Below are 22,127 nucleotides of genomic sequence, written 5' to 3' on the forward strand. Positions count from 1 at the left end.
GAACCCTCCGGACACGGCGGCGGCCCGGCGTCACTTCGCCAGAACCTCCACCTCCTGATTCTTGCCGGCCTCGACCTTGATGTCGCGGCTGAAATTCTTGCCGTCCTTGCGGGCGATGACGGAATAGTCGCCTTCCGACAGCACGAAGGTGGGGAAGGCGCCGATGGATTCCTTGATGGTGTCGCCACCGGGCGTGATGACGGTCCACTGGGTGTCGGCCTGCGCCTCGCCGCGCGCCACCTTCACCAGCTTCAGGCTGATCTGCGCCGCCCGGTGGTGGACCGTGGCATCGGTGAGCTTGCCGGGCTGGACGATCACGTCCGCGCGCACCACGGCATTGGCGTCGCCGTAGGTGGAGACCACGTGATAGGTGCCCTCCGGCAGCAGCACCACGTCGCCGGCGGCGGCGCCCCGGTAATAGGGCTGGCTGGACGTGCGCCCCTGCAGGAACGAGCCCTCGAAGATGTCGAAGGTCAGCCTCTGGGCGGGGATGGGCTTGTCGTCCACGTCGGCGGCGAGGCGCAGGGCCCCGGCCGGCACGTCGAACGCCTGCCGGCGCGAGACCGGCCCCATCTGCACCCGCTGCGCCGAGGTGGCGAAGCCGTAGGTGACGTGGACGATGTAGCCGCCCGGACTGAGGAAGAAGACGGGCGCCGGCTCCGAACTCTCCGCCACCAGCGGGAAGGCGCCGGTGGAGGCCTCGGGCTGGTCGGCGAAGACGCGCCAGACGAGGCCGCGGGGAATGGCGCTGCCTTCGGCGCCGAAACGCGCATAGACGCCCAGGGCCGCCTTGCCCGGAGGCGCCTGCGGCAGCACGGCATGGGGCTCGCGCCCGGGCTGGCCGGCCTGCGCGGTCGGGCCGGGTTGGCCGGGCGGCGGGGGCAGCCCCGGAGGCAATCCTGTGGGCCTCACATTGGGCGGCGTGGCGAACGGCCCGGCCGGCGGGGGCGCCGTGGGCGGACCGAGGAATTGCATGGATTGCGCCGCGACCGGCCCCACGCCCGCGACGACGCCCAGGGGCGCCATCATGGTCCAGAGGCCCAGCACAGCCATCCGCATCACGCGCCCGGCCGGCCTCCGCGACGCCTGCACCGGCGCCGCCGGAGCGGTCGGCCGGAGGCGGCGGAAGCAGGAAAAGGCGTGAGCGAAGCGGATCATGTGTCTTGACGTGCACAAAATTCGGGGCGGATTCAAGTCACCCCCCGCCCCAGCCTGCGGCCGGTTGCCGCCGCGCCCCCTCGGTTCCGTGGCGGGCGCCCGCTCTGTAGATTGCCCCGAAGCCTTTCATCGGAAACATTGCCCCATGCCGGATACCAGCCCCGAAACCATCGCCCTCCTCGCCACCCGCCGCTCTTCCCGCGTGATCGATCTGGTCGCGCCCGGTCCTTCGGCGGAGGAGCTGGACACCATTCTCACCATCGCCGCGCGCGTGCCGGACCATGGCAAGCTCGCGCCCTGGCGCTTCATCGTGCTGGAAGGCGACGGCCGCGCGCGTGCTGGCGAGAAGCTGGCCGAGGCGCTCACGGCCTCCGATCCCGGCATCGCCGAGAAGCGGCTCGAGGACGAGCGCGCCCGTTTCCTGCGCGCCCCGCTGGTGGTGGCGGTGGTCTCACGCGCGGCGCCGCATGTGAAGATCCCGGAATACGAGCAGCTGCTTTCGGCGGCGGCGGCCTGCCAGAACATCCTCGTCGCCTGCGGGGCGCTGGGCTACGGCGCCACCTGGCTCACCGAATGGACGACCTACGACGCCAACGCCCGGGCGGCGCTGGGCCTCGACGAGTTCGAGCGGTTCGTCGGCTTCATCTATATCGGCACCGCCACCCAGAAGCTGGAAGACCGCCCCCGCCCGGCGCTGGCCGAGGTGGTGACGCGGTTCTGATACCTCACCGCCGTCGTCCTCCGGCTTGACCGGAGGACCCATGGCGCCGTTGGCCCCAGCCGTCGTAAGCGTGCGCGGGTGGGCAGATGGGCCCTCCGGTCGAGCCGGAGGGCGACGGCGGGATGAGGCTCCAAAAGGCCGCCTTCCCCGATCCCCTCACTCATCCGCCAGCGGATGAAGGTCGCGCACCATGCTCTTGAGGCGTTCGTCCAGCACGTGGGTGTAGATCTGGGTGGTGGAGACATCGGCATGGCCGAGCAGGGTCTGCACCACCCGAAGGTCCGCGCCGTGCGCCAGAAGGTGGCTGGCGAAGGCGTGGCGCAGCACGTGCGGGGAGAGCTTGGCCGGGTCGAGGCCGGCGGCCAGCGCCAGGTCCTTCAGGTCGCGCGCCGCCTGCTGGCGGGTCACGTAGCCGCTCTCGCTGGAGGACGGGAACAGCCAGCGCGACGCCTCCAGCCCCGCCGCCTTGCGCGCGTCGAGATAGGCCGCCATGGCCCCCCGCGCAGGCTCCGACAAGGGCACGAGGCGTTCCTTGCGGCCCTTGCCGGTGACGAGGATGGCATCGCCCTTGGCCCGCGCGGCGGCGGCCGGCAGCGAGACGAGTTCGGAAATGCGCAGGCCGCTGGCGTAGAGCAGTTCCACCACGGCGGCGGTGCGCCGGCGCTTCAGCATCTCCGCACGGACCTTGCCGGCGGCCTCGCCCTCTGCCGCAAGAACTTCCGCCGCCCGCGCGTGGGCGGTGTCGATCAAGGTGGAGACCTCCTCCACCGTGAGCACCTTGGGCAAAGGCCGTCCGCGCCGGGGGCCTTCCAGCACGGCGGCGGGATCGTCCCCCCGGTGCCCCTCGGCATAGAGGAAGCGGAAGAACTGGCGCACGGCCGAGAGGCGCCGCGCCACGGTGGTCGCCTTGTAGCCGCGGGCGGAGAGATCGGCGAGCCAGTCGCGGATGGCGGTGGTGTCGGCGCTCGCGAGGGTACGGGGAGAGAGAAACTCGGCGAGGTCGGTGAGGTCGCGCCGGTAGGCGTCCAGCGTGTTGGCGCCCGCCCCGCGCTCCACCGCCTGCATGTCGAGGAAGAGCGCGAGCGGGCCCTGCGCGGCCGGGCCCGCGCCGGTCATTTGCCGATCTTCTCGGGGGCGACGGTGAAGGAGAGCTCGCGCTCCTGCGGCTCCACGCGGGTGGCGAGCGCCCAGAGCGCGGCGTAGCCGAGGCCGCCGAGCACGGCCAGCACCACCAGAATGCGGAAGAGCGTGGGCATCGCCCCCTCCTTCAGGTGCGGGCGCGAATCGCCCGCGGGCACCCCTCTCGCGCCAGAGGTGCCACGGCCGGCGCCGCCGTTCAAGGCGAGGGTCGACCCAGTGCCTTTTGGCACCAGCGACGCAGCGTCGCCTTGGACGGGCGGCGCGGCGGGTGCTTACCTGCGCCACCCAACGAGGAGGAAACGATGAGCGACATCTGGTTCAAGGCGGGCGAGGCGACGGTGCTGGCAGCGGACGGGCAGGTGACGGACGCCATGCCGGAAGTGCTGATCGGCTCGGTGCGCGGCCCGGTGGGTCAGGCCTTCGCCTCCATGATGGGGCAGGTGCAGGGCCACACCCGCATGTTCGTGGTGCGCGACCTCAACCAGCTGGTGCGCCCGGTGACCATGATGACCACCAAGGCCACCATCCACACCGCCGAATATGTGGACCTGCTCGGCGGCGTCGTGCAGGCGGCCATGGGCGACGCCATCGTCGATTGCGTCAGCGAGGGCATCATCCCCAAGGATCAGGTGGACGAGCTGGCCATGATCATCATGGTGTGGCTCGACCCGCGCTGCCCCGAGGACCCCAACCTCGACAAGGCCGACCTCTACCGCACCAATTACGAAGCGACGAAGCTCGCCATCTCCCGCGCGCTCAAGGGCGAGCCCTCCATCGACGAGCTGATCGCCAACCGCAAGAGCGTGAAGCACTACGCGCTCGAGGGCATCATCGAGTACTAAAGCCCGGTCACGCTGACGTTGCTGGAGCCGGACCTGCCGCTCGGCTAGGCTCCGGTTCCAGCCCGCGCATTCGGAGGGCGGAGCCGCCAATTTTTTCGCAGCGGCTCCACTCATCCACCGCTTCGGGCGCCGCGTATCGAGAGTATGAATGCCGCCGAGCCCAGTCTCATCCTCGATCTGCCGAAGCCGCGTCGCACCCGACAGCTGCCGGAAGGCGGCGTTCGTGTCGTGGGGGGGACGGCCATGAGCGTCCAGCCCGTCGAGCCCCGGGTGGCGTCCTCCGGCGCCGAGCTGAGCGCGATGATCGTCGCCATCGCCAGCCGCGCCGACCGGGAGGCCTTCGCCCGGCTGTTCCGCCATTTCGCGCCGCGGGTGAAATCCTACCTCGTGCGCAGCGGGCTCTCCGCTAATGCCGCCGAGGAGCTGGCGCAGGAGACCCTGCTGACGGTGTGGCGCAAGGCGGCCTATTTCGATCCGACGCGGGCCGCCGCCTCCACCTGGATCTTCACCATCGCCCGCAACCTCTCCATCGACCTCAAGCGCCGCGAGCGCTATGGTGATACCTATCAGGCCGAGACCCACGAGGACGAGGTGGACGAGACCTCGGGAGAGACCATCCTCATGACCGCCGAGCGGGAGGCGCGGGTGCGCGCCGCCCTCGCCAAGCTGTCGGAGGAACAGGCCACCATCGTCCGCCTCTCCTTCTTTCAGGAGAAGCCCCATTCGCAGATCGCGCAGGAGCTGGGCATTCCGCTGGGCACCGCCAAGTCGCGCGTGCGCCTTGCGCTCAACCGTCTGCGTTCCCTGCTGGAAGACCTGAAATGAGTGCTTCGACCCATCCCGGCACCGAGACCCTGCTGCGCTATGCGGCGGGCACGCTGCCGGCCGGTCCCCGCCTGCTGGTGGACGTCCATCTCGACGGCTGCCCCGAATGCCGCGCGACGGTTTCGCGGTTAATGTCCGTTGGCGGCGCCCTGCTCGATAGCTGCGAACCCCTTGCCCTCGCCCCCGATGCCCTCGACCGGGTTTTGTCACGCCTCGACGGCCCGTCGGCGCGCCGCAGTCCCGGCGCGCTGCATCATGCGGAGGCTGCGGGCGGGTCGAGGCGCTGGCCGCTGCCCGAGGGGCTGAAGCTGCCGCCCGGCGTGGTGCTTCCGCCGGCCATCGCGTCGCGCCGCATCGGCCGGCTGGTGCCGGTGGCGCCCGGGGTGCGGCTCGGCCTCGTGCATCTGGAGGAAGACCCGGACGCGCAGGTGCTGCTGTTCCGCATCGCGCCCGGCCGCGCCATTCCCCAGCACACCCATGCGGGGCTGGAATTCACCCATGTGATCTGCGGCGGCTTCAGCGATCCGAACGGCCATTACGGCCCCGGCGACCTCGTGGAATGCGACGCGGACATCGACCACTCCCCCCGCGTGGACGCCGATGGGGAATGCCTCTGCCTCGCCGCCTTCGACGGCCGCATCCGCTTCCGCGGCCTGCTGGGCATGGTGACGCGGCCGTTTCTCTGAGCAGTTAGGCGCTGCCTTCGCTCAGGCGCCGCGCGGAAACCTTGCGTTGCCTTCGCTCAGGCGCCGCGCGGGGCTTTTGCGCGGCCTCCGCTCAGGCGCCGCGCGGGCTTTTTGGGGCCAACCCCTCAGAACTGCGTGCGGGTGACGCCCTTCTTCACCACCGCCAGCGCCTCCGTGAGGTCGCTCGCCAGCTCCGCCTTCTGGACGGGACCGAGGAAGCGGCCCACGGGCACCGTGCGCTTGCCGCTGATTAGGGCGACATCCAGCGTCCCGTGCTCCTCATCGTCCTCACGCCATAGGCGTGTCCAGAACGGGTTGAGCCGCGTGGTGGAGGGCCGCCCCGCCGCCGGCTCGCGGCGGATTTCCACGAGGCTGGGCGTGACGAGGATGTGCTCGCGCGCCCGCGCCGAGCGGAAGCTGGCGCGGAAGGCGATGTAGATCAAAAGCACATCCAGCCCGAAGAAGCCGAAGATGGGCCACGCGCCCATGGCGAGAAAAGCCGCACCGGACACGAAGCTCACGGCGCCGATGCCCGCCATCATCCAGAAGAAGCCGCGCCTGGAGAGGGAGCGGTGTGGCGCGAGCGTGACCGCATAGACCACGGGCTCGTCTTGAGCCTGCGCGTGCGTCTCGGGTGCGCTGTCTCGGTCGCTGGTCTGGGGCATTGCTGGGCAGTATACCCGAAAAATGCCGCGCAGGATCACCCCGCCCAAACCCGCCGTCCTCCCGAAGGCTGATGCCGCCCCGCCCCCGCGCCCAACACGCGTCACGAAGGGGGCAAAGGTCGCGGCCGGCGCGGCGGAAATCGCCGGGAAGAGCGCGAAGATCCCGCCCGTGGCCTCTGCCAAGGGCAAGGCAGCCCAGGCTCCGGCAGGCCGCACGGCGAAAGCGGCTGCCGCATCGAAGGCTTCGACCGGCACGGTCGCGGGTGGCAAGAAGCGCGCGGGGACCGAGCGCCCGGGGACCGAGCGCGCGGGGACGATACCCGCAGGCAAAGCCGCTGATCCCCTGCCCGCGCCCCTCCCCCGCCGCAACAAGGCGGTGGCCAATGCGGCGGCGGCGGTGCATGGGCGCACCGTCTCGCCCTGGTCCGATGCCGAGATCACCGAGGCCTTCACCCGCTTCGAGGCGCAGGACCCTGAGCCGAAGGGCGAGCTGGACCATTCCGACGCCTTCACCCTGCTCGTCGCCGTAGTGCTCTCCGCCCAGGCCACCGACACGGGCGTGAACAAGGCGACCAAGGGCCTGTTCGCCGCCGCCTCCACCCCCGCCGCCATGCTGGCGCTGGGGGAGGATCAGGTGGCGCACCACATTCGCACGCTGGGCCTGTTCCGGGGCAAGGCGAAGAACGTGGTGGAGCTGTCCCGCCTGCTGCTGGAGCGCCATGGCGGCGTGGTGCCCAAGGATCGCGAGGCGCTGGAGGCGTTGCCCGGCGTCGGGCGCAAGACGGCCAATGTGGTGCTGAACATCGCCTTCGGTGTGCCCACCATCGCGGTAGACACCCACCTCTTCCGCGTCGCCAACCGCACCGGCCTCGCCCCCGGCGCGACGCCGCTGGCGGTGGAGCTGGGGCTGGAGGCGCGCATCCCCGACCGTTTCAAGCTGCACGCCCACCACTGGCTCATCCTGCACGGCCGCTACATCTGCAAGGCGGCGAAGCCCGCCTGTGGGCGCTGCCTCATCACCGATCTGTGCCGCTGGCCGGACAAGAACTTCTGAGGGCATTCGGAAGGGAAGCCCCCTGCCGACCGCCCGCCCCCTTACAGCCGGCTGAGCAGCTCGGCCTTCTTGGTGCTGAATTCCTGGTCGCTGAGGATGCCCTTGGCGTGCAGGTCGGCCAGCTTCTCGATGGCCGAGATCACCTCGTTCTGGCCCAGCGGCTGCGGGCTGCCGAAGGATTGGGGCTGCTGCTGCGGAGCGTCGTACACCGGCGGCGGGGCATAGGACGGCGCCTGCGGCGCGTAGGCCGGAGCCTGCGGGGCGCCGCTCACGATGGGCAGGCTTGAGACGAACACCGTGCCGTACTGGCTGGTGAAGGTCAGGCTGCCCGACCCGCCCTGCTGCTGGGAGAAGCCGCCGATCTGGTGATCGAGGCTGTCATAGACCGTCACCTGCCCGTTCAGGTCGATGGCGAGGCGCCGCGCGCCGGGGAAATAGGCGTAGCGCACGCCGTTCTGGGCGCCGGTGCTGGCCGGCTGGCCGAGATCGGCCGGCCACCAGTTGAAGCCGCCCGAGGCCTCCGGCACGAACAGGCTGGGCTGGTTGCCGCCGGAATAGCCTCCACCAAAACCACCGCCGCCGCTGGTCTGCCACTGGCCGCCGCCGGAATACCCGCCGTTCTGGCTCTGCGACTGGAAGTTGCCGGTCTGGGTGAGGCCGGGCTGGCTGGCGACGAGGTTCGACAATTCGCTGCACAGGCCGTCCACGCGGCCCTTCAGGTAATTGTTGAACATGTCCGAGACCATGGTCATCCCGCCGGCCATCCACTGGCCGGAACCGCCGAATTCGGGATGGCTGAACTGGGCCATGGTGCCGTTGCCGGCGATCACCGAGAACAGCATGGAGGTCACCGCATCCGGGCTGAAGCCGGTGCGCTGGGAAATGGCGTTGATGGCCGCCTGGCCTTCGGGCGAGAGCTGGGGCATGGGGGCTCCTGTGGGGCTCCTGATGTCGGTCGATCCCGCAGGCGCGGTATGGCGCAAGCGTGTCGGTGTCGAGGCTTGTTCTATCACGCCTTGCGGACAGTTCGCCGACACACTTCGCCGAGCCGGCGCAGGGCAGCCATGCCGAAGGGGGATGCGCCTACGGCTGGTGGCCGAACAGCTTGCCCTTCTCCGCCCACAGCACGAACACCAGCGCGACGGCCCCCAGCACCATGTAACCGAGGCTCAGCGGCATCACGGTGCCATCGAAATGGCTGCCGACGACGAAGCCCAGCACGGCCGCCATGAGCGTCGTGAAGCCGCCGATGAAGGACGAGGCAGTGCCCGCCACCGCGCCCAAAGGCTCCATGGCCATGGAATTGAAGTTCGGCACCGTGAGGGCGAACAGGAACTGCCCCGCCGCCACGAGGCCGCAGAACAGGATCAGCGGCGGCTTGCCGTTCCAGATGATGCTGGAGGCCACCATCAAAGCCCCGGCGGCGATGAAGCCGAGGATGCCGGCGTGGGACAGCCGCCGCATGCCGAGCCGGTGAACCAGGCTGGCATTGAGGAAGGAGGCCACCGCCATGATGCCCGCTACCGCCGCGAAGGCGATGGGGAAGAGGTTGCCGAGCCGGTAGACGTCGGTCTGGAACACCTGCGAGGCCGAGCCCACATAGGCCATCAGCGAGCCCATCATCAGCCCGATCGCCACCGCATAGCCCACCGAGCGGCGGGTGGTGAGCGTCAGCATGGCGGCCTTGCCGATGGAGCGCAGCGAGAAGGGGATGCGGTATTCGGGATGCAGCGTCTCCGGCATCCGGACGCCGAACCAGACGAACAGCGCCAGCGCCAGCAGCAGCATGGCGACGAAGATGAGGTGCCACGAGCCGAAAAGAAGGATGAGGCTGCCCAGCGCCGGCGCGATGATGGGCACGGTGAGGAACACCATCATGCTCAGCGACATGATCCGCGCCATGTCGCGCCCCTCGAAGCGATCGCGCACGATGGCGATGGCCAGCACCCGGCCCGCTGCCGCGCCCGTGCCCTGGATCAGCCGGGCGACGATGAGCACGTCGAAATCGCGGGTGAACAAGGCGAGGAGGCTGCCCGCCGCATAGATCGCGAGGCCGGCGAACAGGATGGGGCGGCGCCCCAGCACGTCGGAGATGGGTCCGTAGAAGAACTGGGCGCCGCCGATGCCGATGAGATAGGCATAGACCATCACCTGCACGTGATTGGGATTGTCCAGCGCGAAATCGGCGCGGATGGCGCCGAAGGCGGGCAGCAGATTGTCGATGGAAAAGGCGGTCATGCCCATGAGCAGGGCGATGAGCGCGACGAACTCCACGAAACCGGGCCCCTGGAAGGCAGGACCGTGGGCGCCGGGCTTCCCGGACGCGGGACCGCGCGGCGAGGCAGAAGCGGAGGCCGGCGCCGGCGCGCGATGGGGCTGTGACATGACAGGCTCGGGCGTTGGCGTGTCCCGCAACAGACACGGACATTTCAGGACGGGTGCCGGCAGAGAAGGCGTCGGCAGAACGGCGGGCGCGCGCTGGCGCGCACTCCTCATAGGCGATGGGCGGGGCCAAGAGAAGCCCGGCGGCGCGCCCGGCGGACACCCGAAGGTCGCGTTTCCCCTGTTGCGCCGCATCCTTTCGGTGCGCACGGGCTTCGTGTATAAGCCCGCCTTCCGATCCCGCGAACACAAGAGGAACGCCGGAGGCGCACCAGCGGGACGGACCGGACCGGACAACCGGCCGGCCTTATGCAAATGGAGAGTCAAATGGTGACCCGCCCGCAGTCCGCTCCCGTCCCTGGCGCCGAGGCTTCCCGCCGCGCCGAAGGCTGGCGTCCGGATAGCTGGCGATTTTATCCCGGCCTCCAGATGCCCAATTATCCCGACAAGACGCAGCTGGAAGAGGTGGAGCACAAGCTCGCCTCCTACCCGCCGCTTGTTTTTGCAGGTGAGGCGCGCCGCCTGAAGGCCGAGATCGCCAAGGTCGCCCGCGGCGAAGCCTTCCTCCTGCAGGGCGGCGACTGCGCCGAGAGCTTCGACGAGCATTCGGCCGATAACATCCGCGATTTCTTCCGCGTCTTCCTGCAGATGGCGGTGGTGCTGACGTTCGCCGGCGGCTCGCCGGTGGTGAAGGTCGGCCGCATCGCCGGGCAGTTCGCCAAGCCCCGGTCCTCGGACACCGAGACCGAGAACGGCGTGACGCTGCCCAGCTACCGCGGCGACATCATCAACGACATCGCCTTCACGGAAGCCGCCCGCATCCCGGACCCGCGCCGGCAGCTCGAGGCCTACCGCCAGTCGGCGGCGACGCTCAACCTGCTGCGCGCCTTCGCCACCGGCGGCTATGCCAACCTCGCCAACGCCCACGCTTGGATGCTGGGGTTCGTGAAGGATTCGCCCCAGTCCTCGCGGTATCAGGAACTGGCGAACCGGATCACGGAGGCGCTGGACTTCATGCGCGCCTGCGGGATCGATCCCAAGAGCCATCCCGAGATGAGCTCGACGGATTTCTTCACGAGCCACGAGGCGCTCCTGCTTGGCTACGAACAGGCCCTGACCCGTGTCGATTCCACCTCGGGCGACTGGTACGCGACCTCCGGCCACCTGCTGTGGATCGGCGACCGCACCCGCCAGCCGGACCATGCGCATGTCGAGTACTTCCGCGGCATCCGCAACCCGATCGGCATCAAGTGCGGGCCGTCGATCTCGCCGGAAGGCCTCATCCGCCTGCTGGACATCCTCCAGCCGGACAATGAGGCGGGACGGATCACGCTGATCTGCCGCTTCGGTGCCGACAAGGTGGGCGACTACCTGCCGGGCCTCATCCGCGCGGTGGAGAAGGAAGGCCGCACCGTGGCGTGGTCGTGCGATCCCATGCACGGCAACACCATCAAGGCCGCCTCCGGCTACAAGACCCGCCCGTTCGAGCGGGTGCAGTCGGAGATCCGCTCCTTCTTCGACATCCATGCGGCCGAGGGTACCTTCGCCGGCGGCGTGCATCTGGAGATGACGGGCAAGAACGTCACCGAATGCACCGGCGGCGCTCGCGCCATCTCGGACGAGGACCTGCGCGACCGCTACCACACCTTCTGCGATCCGCGCCTCAACGCCGAGCAGGCCATCGAGACCGCCTTCCTGGTGGCCGAGCTGCTCAAGCGCGAGCGCCTCGCCCGCGGCCGGCCGCAGGTGGAGGCGGCGGAGTAATCCGCCGCGGACACAGACGCGATAAGGTCGAAGCCGCGGAGTGATCCGCGGGTTCTTCCGGGAAAGAGACTGAACGGCGGGCCTCGGCCCGCCGTTCTTCGTTTTGGGCCCAGAGACGGCCTCCCCGCGCGAGGGCGGGAAGGCCGTTCGTCACGCCGCCAGTCCCTTGGCCAGCTCCATGGCCTGCCGCTCGAACAGGCGGCGGTAGAGGCCGCCCTCGCGGCGGACCAGCGCGTCGTGGTCGCCCTCCTCCACGATGCGGCCCTTGTCGAACACCATCAGGCGGTCGAGCGAGCGCACGGTGGAAAGCCGGTGGGCGATGACGAGGGTGGTGCGCCCCACCATCAGCCGCTCCATGGCGTCCTGGATCGCCGCCTCCGATTCCGAATCGAGGCTGGAGGTGGCCTCGTCCAGGATCAGGATGGGCGCATCCGCGAGGAAGGCCCGGGCAATGGCGATGCGCTGGCGCTCGCCGCCCGAGAGCTTCACGCCCCGCTCGCCCACCAGCGTGCCGTAGCCGCGCGGCAGGCGTCCGATGAAGTCGGCCGCATTGGCCAGCTCCGCCGCCCGCCGGATCTCCTCGAACGACGCATCCGGCCGGGCATAGGCGATGTTCTCCATCAGCGAGCGATGGAACAGCACCGGCTCCTGCTGCACCACGGCGATGGCGCGCCGCAGGGAGCCCTGCGTGACAGCGCGCACATCCTGCCCGTCCACGGTCACCCGGCCGGAGGTCACGTCGTGCATGCGCTGGATGAGCTTCACGAACGTGGTCTTGCCCGAGCCCGAGTGCCCCACGAGGCCCACCCGCTCCCCCGCCGGAATGGTGACGGAGAGGTTCTCGTAGAGCGGCTTGGCGTGCCCGCCATAATGGAAGGTCACGTTCTCGAACGCGATCGTGCCTTCCTCCACCTTCGCCGGCACTGCCTGCGGGGCATCGGAAACGCCCACCTTCTGGTGGTGGATCTCCACCAGTTCCTCCAGCTCGTTCAGGGAGCGCTGGAGATTGTGGACGTGCATGCCGATGTCACGCAGGTACGAGTGGATCACGAGGTAGGAGGTGAGCACATAGGCCACATCGCCCGCGCTCGCCTGCCCCTGGTGCCACAGCACCAGCGCCGTGCCGATGATGGAGGCCTGAAGCGCCACCAGCGCCAGAAGCTGCGCCGTTCCGGCCCAGGTCGCCGCCATCCAGGTGCGGTAGGTGCGGGCGTTCCACTTGCCGAGCACCCGCGTCAGCCGCTCCTCCTCGCGGGCCTCCGCGCCGGTGCCCTTCACCACGGCGTTGCAGCCCACCGCATCCGCCAGCACGCCGCCCACGCGGGTATCCCACGCATTGGAGAGCCGCGCCGCCGGGGCGACGAAGTTGACCGACAGGGCGAGCGTGAGCCCGATGAAGGCCACCGCCCCCACCGCCACCACCGCGCCCAGCACCGGCCAGTTCAGGCCGAGCAGCAGCGCCGTGCCGGCGAGCGCCACCACGGAGGGGAACAGCGCCACCAGCAGCGTGTCGTGCAGCACGTCGAGGGACCACATGCCGCGCGAGATCTTGCGCACGGTGGAGCCGGCGAAGGTGGAGGCGTGCCAATCCGACGAGAAGCGCTGCACCCGCGCGAAGGCATCCGCCGCCAGGTCCGCCATCATGCGCAGGGTGAGCCGCACGATGACGGTGTAGGCGACGTGGCGGGCGCTGACCATGATGACGCCGAGCCCGACCATGGCGAGAAAGGCCATGGTGGCGATGTGCCAGGCCGTGTCCCGGTCGGCCAGGGACAAGGCGTCGATGAGCCGGCCGGCGAACAGCGGCACCAGCACTTCCGCCAGCGTGGAGACGAGGATCGCCGCCATGGTGGCGGCGATGATGCCCTTCCGCTTCGCCCATTGGGCAAAGAGAAAGCCGAAGATGGCGCGGAACGACAGCCCGCGCTTGTGGGTCTGGAACAACGACATGACACGATCCGGCCGCGCCGCAAGGGGCGCCAGGGCCGGTCCCTGATTCGAACGGGGACGCGCGGCGCAATCGGCCGCGAAGTGGGAAGGCACGGGCGTCGGCAGGCCCCTGCCCGCGCGCAGCGCAGGCGGGTGGCGGACCGCGGGCCCTTGGATGTGCCGAGAGCTAGCGGCGCGAGCCTGGCTGGCGGGGAACCACATCCGTGAAATGGGCGCGGCGCAGGATGCCGCGCGGCACGGCAGGGGTGGAGAACATGGTCGTGCTCATGAACGGTACCCCTCCCTTCCGGATGTGAATTCCGCGCGGCCCCGGAACGGGGCGGCGCCTGCAGCATGGACGGCCGATCTGCCGCGGACCAGACCCTTTCGCAGGCGGCCATCAGACGCTAAGGTCGCGGCGCTTTTTTGGACAAGCATGGGCGGAACCATGGCGGACACCGGCATTCCCCACTTCTGCAACGACCTCGGCGTCACCGTCATCGAGGTGGGCAGCAAGGAATTCATGTGCATCGGTGCGAAGCCGCCGTTCGACCACCCGCACATCTTCATCGACCTCGGCGATGACGACGAGCACGTCTGCCCCTACTGCTCCACGCTCTATCGCTACACTCCGGCCCTCGCCGCCGGCGAAGCGAAGCCGGAAGCGGCCGTGTGGCACGACGAGCCTGCGGCCAAAACCGCCGCCTGAGTGGGCCTGATCACAGCATAGAATCCCGGGCCCTCCGCCCCGATCCCCGGGCCTGACCGAGGCGGCCTGATCGCCGCCGCAATGAAAGACTATCCGGCCGGCTCCTTCACGGAGCCGGGTCCTGCCATGGCCGATCCCATCCCCTTCCGGGCGAAACCCCGCACCGCCGCGCGCAGCGCCGTGGTGGTCGGCGCGGGCATCGGCGGGCTCGCCTGCGCCATCGCCCTGCGCCGCGCCGGCCTCACCGTCCAGGTGGTGGAACAGGCGCGCAAGCTGCGCGAGGTGGGCGCGGGGCTCCAGCTCACCCCCAACGCCACCCGCATCCTGCGCGAGTTCGGCCTGTTGCCGCGCCTCGAACAGGTGGCGGTGACGCCGCGCTCCCTCGATGTGCGCAGCGGCGCCAGCGGCGCCACCATCACCCGCGCCCATTACGGCCCGGCCGCCTCGCGCTATGGCGCGCCCTTCCTCGTGGTCCACCGCGCCGATCTGCAAAATCTCCTCGCCGAGGCGGCGGAGGCCGAGGGCGTGCTGATCGCGCTCAATTCCGAACTCACCGCCGTGGAGCCGGCCTTCGGCGGCGTGCGAGCGGTGGTGAAGCAGGGCGAGAACCTCATCGCCCACGGGGCGGACATCCTCGTCGGCGCCGATGGCGTGCGCTCGGCGGTGCGGGCGCATCTCGGCGTGGCCAGGCCCCCGGTGTTCGCCCAGCGCCTCGCCTATCGCGCCACCATCCCCGTTCCGGCCCGCCATCCGCCGGATGTGCGGCTCTATATGGGGCGCGATGCCCATCTCGTGGTCTACCCGGTCAAGGGCGGGGCGACGCTGAACCTCGTCGCCATCGTCAAGCACACCGAGCCGGTGGCCCGCTGGAGCGCGCCGGGCGACGGCGCCGCCGTCCACGCCGCCTTCGCCGACTGGGCGCCGGAGGTGCGCGAACTGCTGAAGGCCGCGCCGCACTTCCTGTGCTGGGGCCTCTACGACATCGATCCCCTGCCCCGCTGGAGCACCGGCCGCGTGACACTTTTGGGCGATGCCGCCCACGCCATGCTGCCCTTCCTCGCCCAGGGCGCGGCGCAGGGCATCGAGGATGCGGCGGCCCTTGCCCGCGCCCTCCAGAAGGAGACCGACGCCGCCACCGCCCTCAAGGCCTACGAGGCCGAGCGCCTCGGCCGCACCGCGCGCATCCAGTCCGAGGCGCGGCGCAACGGCATGGTCTACCACCTCTCCGGCGCCCCCCGCCTCGCCCGCGACCTGGTGCTGCGCCGGCAGGGCGCCGCGCTGCTCGATCGGTATGGGTGGATTTATAAGGCTTGAGGGCAGGTGGCTGGGTTGTTCCGCGGCGTCCACGCCTCCGCTGATCTTGGGTGTCATCGCCTCGAACCGCCCGCGCCCCCTCTCCCCTTGCGGGAGAGGGCTGGGGTGAGGGGTATCGGGCCACCAGAACCAGCACCGGGACCAGTTGAGGGGCCTCCCCCTCACCCCCAACCCCTCTCCCGCCCCAACTCGGCTGTTGCCGAGTTGGGCTCGCAAAGGTCGAAGTCGGCAACAGCCGACTTCGAGGGGAGAGGGGAGACCCTGCGGCGGCACTGACTCTCAGCCCCCGGCTGGACCTTCCGCGCGGGCCATGCTATCCGCCCGCCTTTCTCGTGAGGGACTTATGGGCCTTCGGCTTCAGCGACGACGACAGGACACCGTGCGCCTCCGCGCACGCGCCGTCACGCCTGCCTGAAGCCGGCCCGCCGAACTTGCGGGCCATCTGCCCTGCCCTGCGAGTTTCCCCCATGACCGAGCTTCCCCTGACCATCGCCGTCGAGACGGCGGCCGATGATGCGGCCATCGACCGGCTGCACGAGCGCACCTTCGGCCCCGGCCGGTTCGCCCGCACCGCCTTCCGCATCCGGGAGCAGACGGGGCACGAGCGCGCCCTTTCCTTCACCGCGCGGGTCGGCACCATGCTGGTGGGATCGGTGCGGCTCACGCGGATCGCCATCGGCACCACGCCCGCGCTCCTCCTCGGCCCGCTCACTGTCGAGCCGCCGTTCCAGTCGGTGGGCATCGGCGCGCGGCTGATGGAGCACGCCCTCGACGTGGCGCGGCAGCAGGGCCACCGGCTTGTCGTTCTGGTGGGGGACGAGCCCTATTACGCCCGCTTCGGCTTCCGCCGCGTGCCCTTCGGGCAGGTGACGCTGCCCGGCCCGGTGGACCCCGGCCGCCTCCTCGTCGCCGAGCTGGTTGACGGCGCCTTTGCCGGCGTCTCCGGCATGGTGAGCGGCAGCCGCTGACACGCGACGGTTACGCCCTTGGTCTAAGGCACAACTGGCGGGCCGGCTCGCGCTCCGTTAGCGTGGTATCGAGATGCGAAACGGTTCAGCAATGCGCTGACGAACCGGGGAGGACGGCGCCGCCACGGTGCCGCCAAAGGCGTTCCCGCGCACCGCATCCGCGATGAAGAGGGAGGAAGGATGATGACGTCTGGGATCATGCGGCACTCGCGCGCCCTGTTGGCGGCGGCGGCGATCGGCGCGCTTCTGGCGGGCGCGGCCCGGGCCGAAGACACCACGGTGAAGCTCGGCGTGCTCAACGACATGTCCGGCGTCTACGCCGACATTTCCGGGCCCGGCTCGGTGGTCGCGGCGCAGATGGCGGCCGAGGACTTCATGGCCAAGAACAAGGGCTTCAAGGTCGAGGTCGTGGGCGCCGACCACCAGAACAAGCCGGACGTGGGCGCCTCCATCGCCCGCAAGTGGTACGACCAGGAGAATGTGGACGCCGTTATGGACGTCACCACCTCCTCGGTGGCGCTGGCGGTGAGCGACATCACCAAGGAGAAGAACAAGATCTTCCTCGTCTCGGGCGGCGGCACGTCCGACCTGACCGGCGCCAAGTGCTCGCCCAACACGGTCCACTGGACCTACGACACCTGGGCGCTGGCCAACGGCACCGGATCGGCCCTCACCAAGCAGGGCGGCTCGCCGTGGTTCTTCATCACCGCCGACTACGCCTTCGGCGCGGCGCTGGAGCGCGACGCCTCGGCGGCGGTGAAGGCGGCCGGCGGCAAGGTGGCGGGCAGCGTGAAGCACCCGCTCTCCAACACCGACTTCTCCTCCTTCCTGCTGCAGGCGCAGTCCTCCGGCGCCAAGGTCATCGGCCTCGCCAATGCCGGCAACGACCTCATCACCGCGGTGAAGCAGGCGTCCGAGTTCGGCATCACCCAGGGCGGCCAGCAGCTCGCCGGCCTGCTGATCTTCTCGTCCGACGTGAAGGCGCTGGGGCTGCAGGCGGCGCAGGGCCTCGTGCTCACCGACGCCTTCTACTGGGACCTGAACGACGACACCCGCGCCTTCTCCAAGCGCTTCGGGGCCAAGTTCAACGGCAAGATGCCCACCAGCGCCCAGGCCGGCGTCTATTCCAGCGCCATGCACTATCTGAACGCCATCAAGGACGCCAAGACCAAGGACGCGCCCAAGGTGATGGAGCAGATGCGCGCCACGCCGATCAATGACCCGCTGTTCGGCAAGGGCGAGATCCGCATCGACGGCCGCGCCATCCACCCCATGTACCTCCTGAAGGTGAAGAAGCCCGCCGACAGCAAGGGCGAGTGGGACCTGTTCGAGGTGGTCTCCACCATCCCCGCCAACGAGGCCTTCCGCCCCCTCAAGGACGGTGGCTGCCCGCTGGTGAAGTAAGCCGCAACGCTCAAAGGGCCGGCGCCGCCTCACGAGGGCGGCGCCGGCTTTTTTTTGTTTGATATCAGACTCATCAACAGTTCAGACGGTCTTTCGCCGGAACTGTTGCAACGGGTTCGCCCTCACCGCGCTAAGGCGACCGCCACCGCGAGCACCGCGGCCATGGCGAGGTCGGAGACCATGGCGATGGTCTCGGTGCGGTTCTTCTCCGGCCGCAGCGCATGCTTCACGCCGGCGAGGAAATAAAACAGCCCGCCGCCCACCGCCGCCGGCACGAGGAAGGTCGGGAAGGCGAGGGACAGGAGGCCGAGGAGGCCAAAGGCGAGGTTGGCGAAGCCCAGCTCCTGCACGATCACCTGCGCCTTGGGATCGGCGATCTCGAAAATGGTCTGCGCGGTAAAGGCCGGCTGCGTCACCTGCTTCACGCCCGCCAGACCCAGCCGCGCGCCGACGCCCCAGACCACGAACCACTTCAGCACCAGCGCCGCCACCGGCCCGCCCGCCACCAGCGCCTCGATCAGCACGCTGGCGAGCGGGGCGATCAGCATCAGCACGAGGATGGCGGCGAGATACATGGGGTGAAGTCCCTCTGGGCTACGGCGTCCGTGGCGCTCCCGACAACATCTTAGGACCAGGATCGGCGCGCCGAAGCCCGCCGTCCTCCTTCAATCGAGCCCCGCAGCGACAGGACACAGGCCGCCCGCCATGCGTGAAGCCCGCACACCCCGCCTCATGGCGGGTGCGCCCCTCACGACGCCTTCGTGCGCAGCGTCACCAGCTCTTCGGCGGCGGTGGGATGCACGGCGATGGTGCGGTCGAAATCGGCCTTGGTCGCCTTCAGCCCCAGCGCCACGGCGGCAAGCTGGATCATCTCGGAGGCCGCATCGCCCATGATGTGGACGCCGAGCACCTGGTCGGTTTCCGCGTCCACCACCAGCTTCATGAAATCGCGCGTCTCGCGGCCCGAGAGGGTCGCCTTCAGCGGACGGAAGCTGGTCTTGTAGATGTCCACCGGCCGGCCGGCGGCCCGCGCCGCCTCTTCCGTGCAGCCCACGGTGCCGATCTCCGGCTCGGAGAAGACGGCGGTGGCCACCAGCGAATGGTCCACCGTCCACGGCTTGTTGCCGAACACCGTATCGGCGAAGGCATGGCCCTCGCGGATGGCGACGGGGGTGAGATTGATGCGGTTGGTGATGTCGCCCACCGCATAGATGGAGGGCACGTTCGTCCGGCCCTGCGCGTCCACGATCACCGCACCCAGCGGGTCGAGCGCCACGCCCACCGCCTCGAGCCCCAGATTGCGGGTGCTGGGAATGCGGCCGATGGCGAGCATCACCTCGTCCACCTCCAGCTCCGCGCCGTCGGAGAGCACCACGCGCTTGCCGCCGGAGACGGCCTCGATGGAGGCGAGCGTCTTGCCGCTGACGAGCTTGATGCCGGCGCGGGTCATCTCCATCTCCAGATGCTCGCGCACCTCCATGTCGAAGCCGCGCAGCACCTTGTCGCCGCGATAGACCAGCGTCACCTCGGCCCCCAGCGACCGGAACAGGCCGGCGAACTCCACCGCGATATAGCCCGCGCCCTGGATCAGGATGCGGTCGGGAAAGCTCCTGAGGTTGAACGCCTCGTTGGAGGTGATGGCGAGATCGCAGCCGGGAATCTGCGGCCCCAGCGCGGGATGGGCGCCGGTGGCGAGCAGGATGTGGCGGGCGGCCACCTCCTCGCCGGTGGCGAGGATGCGCACGAGGTTCGGCCCCGCCACCACCGCGCGGGAGGCGACGATCTCCACCCCGGCGGCCTCGGCATTGCGCTTGTAGATGCCTTCGAGCCGGGCGATTTCCTTGTCCTTGTTGGCGACGAGGGTCAGCCAGTCGAACTCGGGCGCGCTCACCCGCCAGCCGAAGCCGGCCATGTCGTCGATGTCGTGGGCATAGCGGCCGGCATAGACGAACAGCTTCTTGGGCACGCAGCCACGGATGACGCAGGTGCCGCCCATGCGGTATTCCTCCGCCATCATCACCTTTGCGCCATGCTGGGCGGCGATGCGGCCGGCGCGCACGCCCCCCGAGCCGCCGCCGATCACGAACAGGTCCACCTCGCGCTGTGTCATGTAATGGCTCCCGCCAGATCCCGATGCGTGGCCGTGGCTTGAAGGAGCCGCGCCGGGGCGTCAAGCAAAGTCGGCGTGGGGTGGCCGCTTGCCGCCTCTGCACATAGGTGCTTCAACGCGGCATTGAATACGGACGCCATGCACGAAACCGAAATTCCTCCGCTCTGGCTGAAGCGTACACCCGCCGCGGCGGGCCGCGCGGGCTTCGCCTTGCCCGCCGTGCTGCGGCTGCGCGCCCGGCGTGGGGCCCTCGCCATCGTGCTGGCGGGCGAGGGGGCGGATGGGCACCTGCCCTTCACCTTCGCCACCGACACAGGTGCGATGGCGGGCGAGACCCTGCTGCCCGGCGTGCCCACGGTGGCGCTGGTGCCGGCCGGGGCGACGCGGATCGAGGTTGCGGGGGCGCCGCCCGGGCTCCGGCTCGGCTATTATCCGGTCCACAAGGTGGCGCTGAAGCTGCACGCTTTCGCCAATGGCCGCTTTGAAAATCTGGGCCTGCCGCGCCGATGGAAGGCGGCGGGGGCTGCCGCCCGCACCCTGCGCGGCGCACTCCATGCCCTTGTCTCCGCTTCGCCGGCCCGCCGCCGGGCCGAGGCGGCGCGCTATCGCGCCTTCCGCGCCCGCTTCGTTGGCGATTTCGCCGAGGTGCCCGCGCCCGGTGCCGCGCCCCGGCTGAGCCTGCTCACCGATGGCGGCGGCGCCGGCGCGAGCGATCTTGCCGCCTGCGCCGCCGCGCTCGCAGCCCAGACCGACCGGAGTTTCGAGTGGGTTGTCGCCGTCCCGCCGGACGCGCCGCCTGCGCTCGCCAAGGCTGCCACCGCCGCGCGGGTGGTGACGGCGGAGGGCGGCTCCGCCCAGCGCCTCGCCGGCGCGCTCAATGCCGCCGAAGGCGGGCTGGTGCTGTTTCTCGACGCCGCAGCGCAGCCCACGCGCGATGCGGTTGCGCTCATCCGGGATGCCTTCGCGAAGTACCCCGACTGCGCCCTCGCCTATGCCGACGAGGAGCGGCTGGACGACGACGGCGCGCCGCTCCATGGCGTCTATCACCCCGCATTCAACCGGCACCTGCTGGAGTCCTCGGGCTATCTTCGACGCTTCGCCGCCCTGCCCCGCGCCGACGCCCTGCGCCTCGGCCTCGATCCCGCCGCCGGGCCAGCCGCCGTGTTCGACCTGCTGCTGCGCCACGCTTCGGTCCTGCCCGAAAGCAGCATTCGCCATGTGCCGCGCGTGGCGGTGGGGCTGAAAGGCCATCCGCCGGGCTTCGCGCCGGAGGAGATCACAGCGGCCGCCGATGCCCTTGCGCGGCTGCGCGGTGTGGAGGTCGAGACCATCGGCCGCCATCTGCGCCCGCTCTATCCCACGCCTGCGCCGGCTCCCCTCATCTCCATCGTCGTGCCCACCCGCGACCGTGCGGCGCTGCTCGCCGTGGCGCTGCGCTCGCTCATCGCGCGCACGGCGTACCGGACGTTCGAGATCATCATCGTGGACAACGGCTCGGTGGAGCCGGCGACCTTCGCTCTGTTCGACGAGATCAAGGCCCTGTGGTCGGCGACGCAGGTGGTGCGGGACGACGGCGACTTCAACTTCCCCCGCATCTGCAACCTCGGCGTCGATGCGGCTCGGGGCGAGATGATCCTCCTCCTCAACAACGACGTGGAGGTGATCGAGGCGGGCTGGCTGGAAGAGATGGTCGCCCTCGCCTCGCTGCCCGGCGCGGGCGTCGTGGGCGCGAAGCTGCTGTTTCCCGACCGCACCATCCAGCATGCGGGCGTCATCGCCGGGCTGTTCCGTTATGCGGACCACTGGTTCGCCCACAGCGCCGCCGATGCGCCGGGCTATGAGGACCGCCTTCTGGTGCGGCAGAACCTCTCCGCCGTCACCGCCGCCTGCCTGCTCATCCGCCGCGACGTGTGGGACGCCATCGGCCCGCTGGACGCCGTGCGCTTCGCCGAGGATTGCAACGACATCGATTTGTGCCTGCGCGCGCGGCGGGCGGGCTTTGAGGTGGCGTGGACGCCCTTCGCCATGCTGCTCCACTACGAATCCGCCTCCCGCGGCAAGAAGCGCTCGCGCGAGCACCGGGCGCGGCTGAAGGCGCAGCGGGCGCGCATGGAGGCCATCTGGCACACCTCCACGCTGGTGGACCCCCACTACAGCCCGAACCTCGACCGCAAGAGCCTGTTCGCCGCCCAGGCCGAGGCACCGGAAGGCCCGCGCGCGCCGCGCACGGGCGGGATGTAGGGGCTGCGGCGAAAGGCCGGGAGCGAGTGACCGCAGAGCGGGCCGTCATCCCCAGGCTTGTCCGGGGGATCCACGGGGTGGCCGGGCCGGCTTTGCGTTATCGCACATCGCTCCAGCGGCAGTGTGGATGCCCCGGACGAGCCGGGGCATGACAGCGCAGGAAACAGGACTGTGCGGGAAAAGAAAAAGGCCGGCCCCAGCGGGACCGGCCTTTC

Annotated in this window: 20 protein-coding genes; 11 read left to right on the forward strand and 9 right to left on the reverse strand. The window is 70.0% G+C overall.

Translation table 11 applies throughout. The features are described 5' to 3' along the window. Nucleotides 1-30: 30 nt before the first annotated feature. Entirely contained in the window at nucleotides 31-1,059 is a 1,029-nt protein-coding gene (locus ACT535_RS05615; RefSeq protein ID WP_476363998.1) for a hypothetical protein, read from the reverse strand. Between the two features lie 244 nt (nucleotides 1,060-1,303). Between ACT535_RS05615 and ACT535_RS05620 the strand changes: the two genes are divergently transcribed. Further along, nucleotides 1,304-1,879, forward strand: a complete 576-nt coding sequence (locus ACT535_RS05620) for a nitroreductase family protein (protein WP_168460599.1) — start codon at nucleotides 1,304-1,306, stop codon at nucleotides 1,877-1,879. Between the two features lie 156 nt (nucleotides 1,880-2,035). Here the strand turns inward: ACT535_RS05620 and ACT535_RS05625 are convergent, their stop codons facing one another. Next, the gene (locus ACT535_RS05625) at nucleotides 2,036-2,995 is read right to left on the reverse strand and encodes a site-specific tyrosine recombinase XerD (RefSeq protein WP_476363619.1); all 960 of its coding nucleotides are present in this window, start codon (nucleotides 2,993-2,995) and stop codon (nucleotides 2,036-2,038) included. Then, on the reverse strand, nucleotides 2,992-3,135 hold the full coding sequence (locus ACT535_RS05630) for a hypothetical protein (RefSeq protein WP_024278335.1): 144 nt from the start codon (nucleotides 3,133-3,135) through the stop codon (nucleotides 2,992-2,994). The genes ACT535_RS05625 and ACT535_RS05630 overlap by 4 nt, the downstream gene beginning before the upstream one ends. Nucleotides 3,136-3,321: 186 nt before the next feature. Between ACT535_RS05630 and fae the strand changes: the two genes are divergently transcribed. From fae to ACT535_RS05645, 3 genes are all read left to right on the forward strand, one after another. Further along, nucleotides 3,322-3,861, forward strand: a complete 540-nt coding sequence (fae, locus tag ACT535_RS05635; RefSeq protein WP_168460607.1) for a formaldehyde-activating enzyme — start codon at nucleotides 3,322-3,324, stop codon at nucleotides 3,859-3,861. Between the two features lie 243 nt (nucleotides 3,862-4,104). Then, nucleotides 4,105-4,686, forward strand: coding sequence for a sigma-70 family RNA polymerase sigma factor (locus ACT535_RS05640; protein ID WP_168460610.1), 582 nt, complete (start codon nucleotides 4,105-4,107; stop codon nucleotides 4,684-4,686). Then, on the forward strand, nucleotides 4,683-5,372 hold the full coding sequence (locus ACT535_RS05645) for a ChrR family anti-sigma-E factor (protein WP_476363620.1): 690 nt from the start codon (nucleotides 4,683-4,685) through the stop codon (nucleotides 5,370-5,372). Before ACT535_RS05640 ends, ACT535_RS05645 begins: the two co-directional genes overlap by 4 nt. 125 nt (nucleotides 5,373-5,497) lie before the next feature. Here the strand turns inward: ACT535_RS05645 and ACT535_RS05650 are convergent, their stop codons facing one another. Beyond that, nucleotides 5,498-5,974, reverse strand: a complete 477-nt coding sequence (locus ACT535_RS05650; protein ID WP_476363621.1) for a DUF2244 domain-containing protein — start codon at nucleotides 5,972-5,974, stop codon at nucleotides 5,498-5,500. A 379-nt stretch (nucleotides 5,975-6,353) separates the two neighbouring features. Between ACT535_RS05650 and nth the strand changes: the two genes are divergently transcribed. Continuing rightward, nucleotides 6,354-7,091 (forward strand): endonuclease III, encoded by a 738-nt coding sequence (nth, locus tag ACT535_RS05655; protein ID WP_476363999.1) that lies wholly within the window; start codon nucleotides 6,354-6,356, stop codon nucleotides 7,089-7,091. A 41-nt stretch (nucleotides 7,092-7,132) separates the two neighbouring features. On the opposite strand, the gene ACT535_RS05660 is transcribed toward nth, so the two are convergent. Continuing rightward, nucleotides 7,133-8,017, reverse strand: coding sequence for an SHOCT domain-containing protein (locus tag ACT535_RS05660; protein ID WP_476363622.1), 885 nt, complete (start codon nucleotides 8,015-8,017; stop codon nucleotides 7,133-7,135). 157 nt (nucleotides 8,018-8,174) lie between these two features. Continuing rightward, entirely contained in the window at nucleotides 8,175-9,476 is a 1,302-nt protein-coding gene (locus ACT535_RS05665; RefSeq protein ID WP_476363623.1) for a multidrug effflux MFS transporter, read from the reverse strand. A 324-nt stretch (nucleotides 9,477-9,800) separates the two neighbouring features. On the opposite strand from ACT535_RS05665, the gene ACT535_RS05670 reads away from it, so the two are divergent. Next, complete coding sequence (locus ACT535_RS05670; protein ID WP_168460633.1) at nucleotides 9,801-11,237, forward strand: class II 3-deoxy-7-phosphoheptulonate synthase; 1,437 nt, start codon at nucleotides 9,801-9,803, stop codon at nucleotides 11,235-11,237. A gap of 150 nt (nucleotides 11,238-11,387) precedes the next feature. Here ACT535_RS05670 and ACT535_RS05675 read toward each other — a convergent pair whose 3' ends face one another. Next, nucleotides 11,388-13,187 (reverse strand): ABC transporter ATP-binding protein, encoded by a 1,800-nt coding sequence (locus tag ACT535_RS05675; protein WP_476363624.1) that lies wholly within the window; start codon nucleotides 13,185-13,187, stop codon nucleotides 11,388-11,390. Between the two features lie 427 nt (nucleotides 13,188-13,614). On the opposite strand from ACT535_RS05675, the gene ACT535_RS05680 reads away from it, so the two are divergent. From ACT535_RS05680 to ACT535_RS05695, 4 genes are all read left to right on the forward strand, one after another. After that, a complete protein-coding gene (locus ACT535_RS05680) occupies nucleotides 13,615-13,875 on the forward strand; it encodes a zinc-finger domain-containing protein (RefSeq protein WP_476364000.1) in 261 nt (86 codons plus the stop codon). Between the two features lie 126 nt (nucleotides 13,876-14,001). After that, on the forward strand, nucleotides 14,002-15,189 hold the full coding sequence (locus tag ACT535_RS05685; RefSeq protein WP_476363625.1) for an FAD-dependent monooxygenase: 1,188 nt from the start codon (nucleotides 14,002-14,004) through the stop codon (nucleotides 15,187-15,189). Nucleotides 15,190-15,656: 467 nt separating this feature from the next. Next, nucleotides 15,657-16,157: a GNAT family N-acetyltransferase gene (locus ACT535_RS05690; protein ID WP_476363626.1), complete on the forward strand. Its 501-nt coding sequence runs from the start codon at nucleotides 15,657-15,659 to the stop codon at nucleotides 16,155-16,157. A 180-nt stretch (nucleotides 16,158-16,337) separates the two neighbouring features. Next, nucleotides 16,338-17,561, forward strand: coding sequence for an ABC transporter substrate-binding protein (locus tag ACT535_RS05695; protein ID WP_476363627.1), 1,224 nt, complete (start codon nucleotides 16,338-16,340; stop codon nucleotides 17,559-17,561). A gap of 122 nt (nucleotides 17,562-17,683) precedes the next feature. On the opposite strand, the gene ACT535_RS05700 is transcribed toward ACT535_RS05695, so the two are convergent. Both ACT535_RS05700 and gor read right to left on the reverse strand, forming a co-directional pair. Continuing rightward, a complete protein-coding gene (locus ACT535_RS05700; RefSeq protein ID WP_476363628.1) occupies nucleotides 17,684-18,136 on the reverse strand; it encodes a DUF6790 family protein in 453 nt (150 codons plus the stop codon). A gap of 173 nt (nucleotides 18,137-18,309) precedes the next feature. After that, complete coding sequence (gor, locus tag ACT535_RS05705; RefSeq protein ID WP_476363629.1) at nucleotides 18,310-19,671, reverse strand: glutathione-disulfide reductase; 1,362 nt, start codon at nucleotides 19,669-19,671, stop codon at nucleotides 18,310-18,312. Between the two features lie 138 nt (nucleotides 19,672-19,809). Here gor and ACT535_RS05710 point away from each other — a divergent pair, with 138 nt between their 5' ends. Then, nucleotides 19,810-21,912, forward strand: a complete 2,103-nt coding sequence (locus ACT535_RS05710) for a glycosyltransferase family 2 protein (protein WP_476363630.1) — start codon at nucleotides 19,810-19,812, stop codon at nucleotides 21,910-21,912. The last annotated feature ends 215 nt before the right edge of the window (nucleotides 21,913-22,127 follow it).

The sequence above is a fragment of the Xanthobacter sp. DMC12 genome (assembly GCF_056314105.1).

What these genes read in the sequence shown, in the direction of transcription:
- ACT535_RS05615 (WP_476363998.1), bottom strand. Translation starts at nt 1,059, where the DNA reads ATGCGGATGGCTGTGCTGGGCCTCTGGACCATGATGGCGCCCCTGGGC.
- ACT535_RS05620 (WP_168460599.1), top strand. Translation starts at nt 1,304, where the DNA reads ATGCCGGATACCAGCCCCGAAACCATCGCCCTCCTCGCCACCCGCCGC.
- ACT535_RS05625 (WP_476363619.1), bottom strand. Translation starts at nt 2,995, where the DNA reads ATGACCGGCGCGGGCCCGGCCGCGCAGGGCCCGCTCGCGCTCTTCCTC.
- ACT535_RS05630 (WP_024278335.1), bottom strand. Translation starts at nt 3,135, where the DNA reads ATGCCCACGCTCTTCCGCATTCTGGTGGTGCTGGCCGTGCTCGGCGGC.
- fae (WP_168460607.1), top strand. Translation starts at nt 3,322, where the DNA reads ATGAGCGACATCTGGTTCAAGGCGGGCGAGGCGACGGTGCTGGCAGCG.
- ACT535_RS05640 (WP_168460610.1), top strand. Translation starts at nt 4,105, where the DNA reads ATGAGCGTCCAGCCCGTCGAGCCCCGGGTGGCGTCCTCCGGCGCCGAG.
- ACT535_RS05645 (WP_476363620.1), top strand. Translation starts at nt 4,683, where the DNA reads ATGAGTGCTTCGACCCATCCCGGCACCGAGACCCTGCTGCGCTATGCG.
- ACT535_RS05660 (WP_476363622.1), bottom strand. Translation starts at nt 8,017, where the DNA reads ATGCCCCAGCTCTCGCCCGAAGGCCAGGCGGCCATCAACGCCATTTCC.
- ACT535_RS05665 (WP_476363623.1), bottom strand. Translation starts at nt 9,476, where the DNA reads ATGTCACAGCCCCATCGCGCGCCGGCGCCGGCCTCCGCTTCTGCCTCG.
- ACT535_RS05670 (WP_168460633.1), top strand. Translation starts at nt 9,801, where the DNA reads ATGGTGACCCGCCCGCAGTCCGCTCCCGTCCCTGGCGCCGAGGCTTCC.
- ACT535_RS05675 (WP_476363624.1), bottom strand. Translation starts at nt 13,187, where the DNA reads ATGTCGTTGTTCCAGACCCACAAGCGCGGGCTGTCGTTCCGCGCCATC.
- ACT535_RS05680 (WP_476364000.1), top strand. Translation starts at nt 13,615, where the DNA reads ATGGCGGACACCGGCATTCCCCACTTCTGCAACGACCTCGGCGTCACC.
- ACT535_RS05685 (WP_476363625.1), top strand. Translation starts at nt 14,002, where the DNA reads ATGGCCGATCCCATCCCCTTCCGGGCGAAACCCCGCACCGCCGCGCGC.
- ACT535_RS05690 (WP_476363626.1), top strand. Translation starts at nt 15,657, where the DNA reads ATGACCGAGCTTCCCCTGACCATCGCCGTCGAGACGGCGGCCGATGAT.
- ACT535_RS05695 (WP_476363627.1), top strand. Translation starts at nt 16,338, where the DNA reads ATGATGACGTCTGGGATCATGCGGCACTCGCGCGCCCTGTTGGCGGCG.
- ACT535_RS05700 (WP_476363628.1), bottom strand. Translation starts at nt 18,136, where the DNA reads ATGTATCTCGCCGCCATCCTCGTGCTGATGCTGATCGCCCCGCTCGCC.
- gor (WP_476363629.1), bottom strand. Translation starts at nt 19,671, where the DNA reads ATGACACAGCGCGAGGTGGACCTGTTCGTGATCGGCGGCGGCTCGGGG.
- ACT535_RS05710 (WP_476363630.1), top strand. Translation starts at nt 19,810, where the DNA reads ATGCACGAAACCGAAATTCCTCCGCTCTGGCTGAAGCGTACACCCGCC.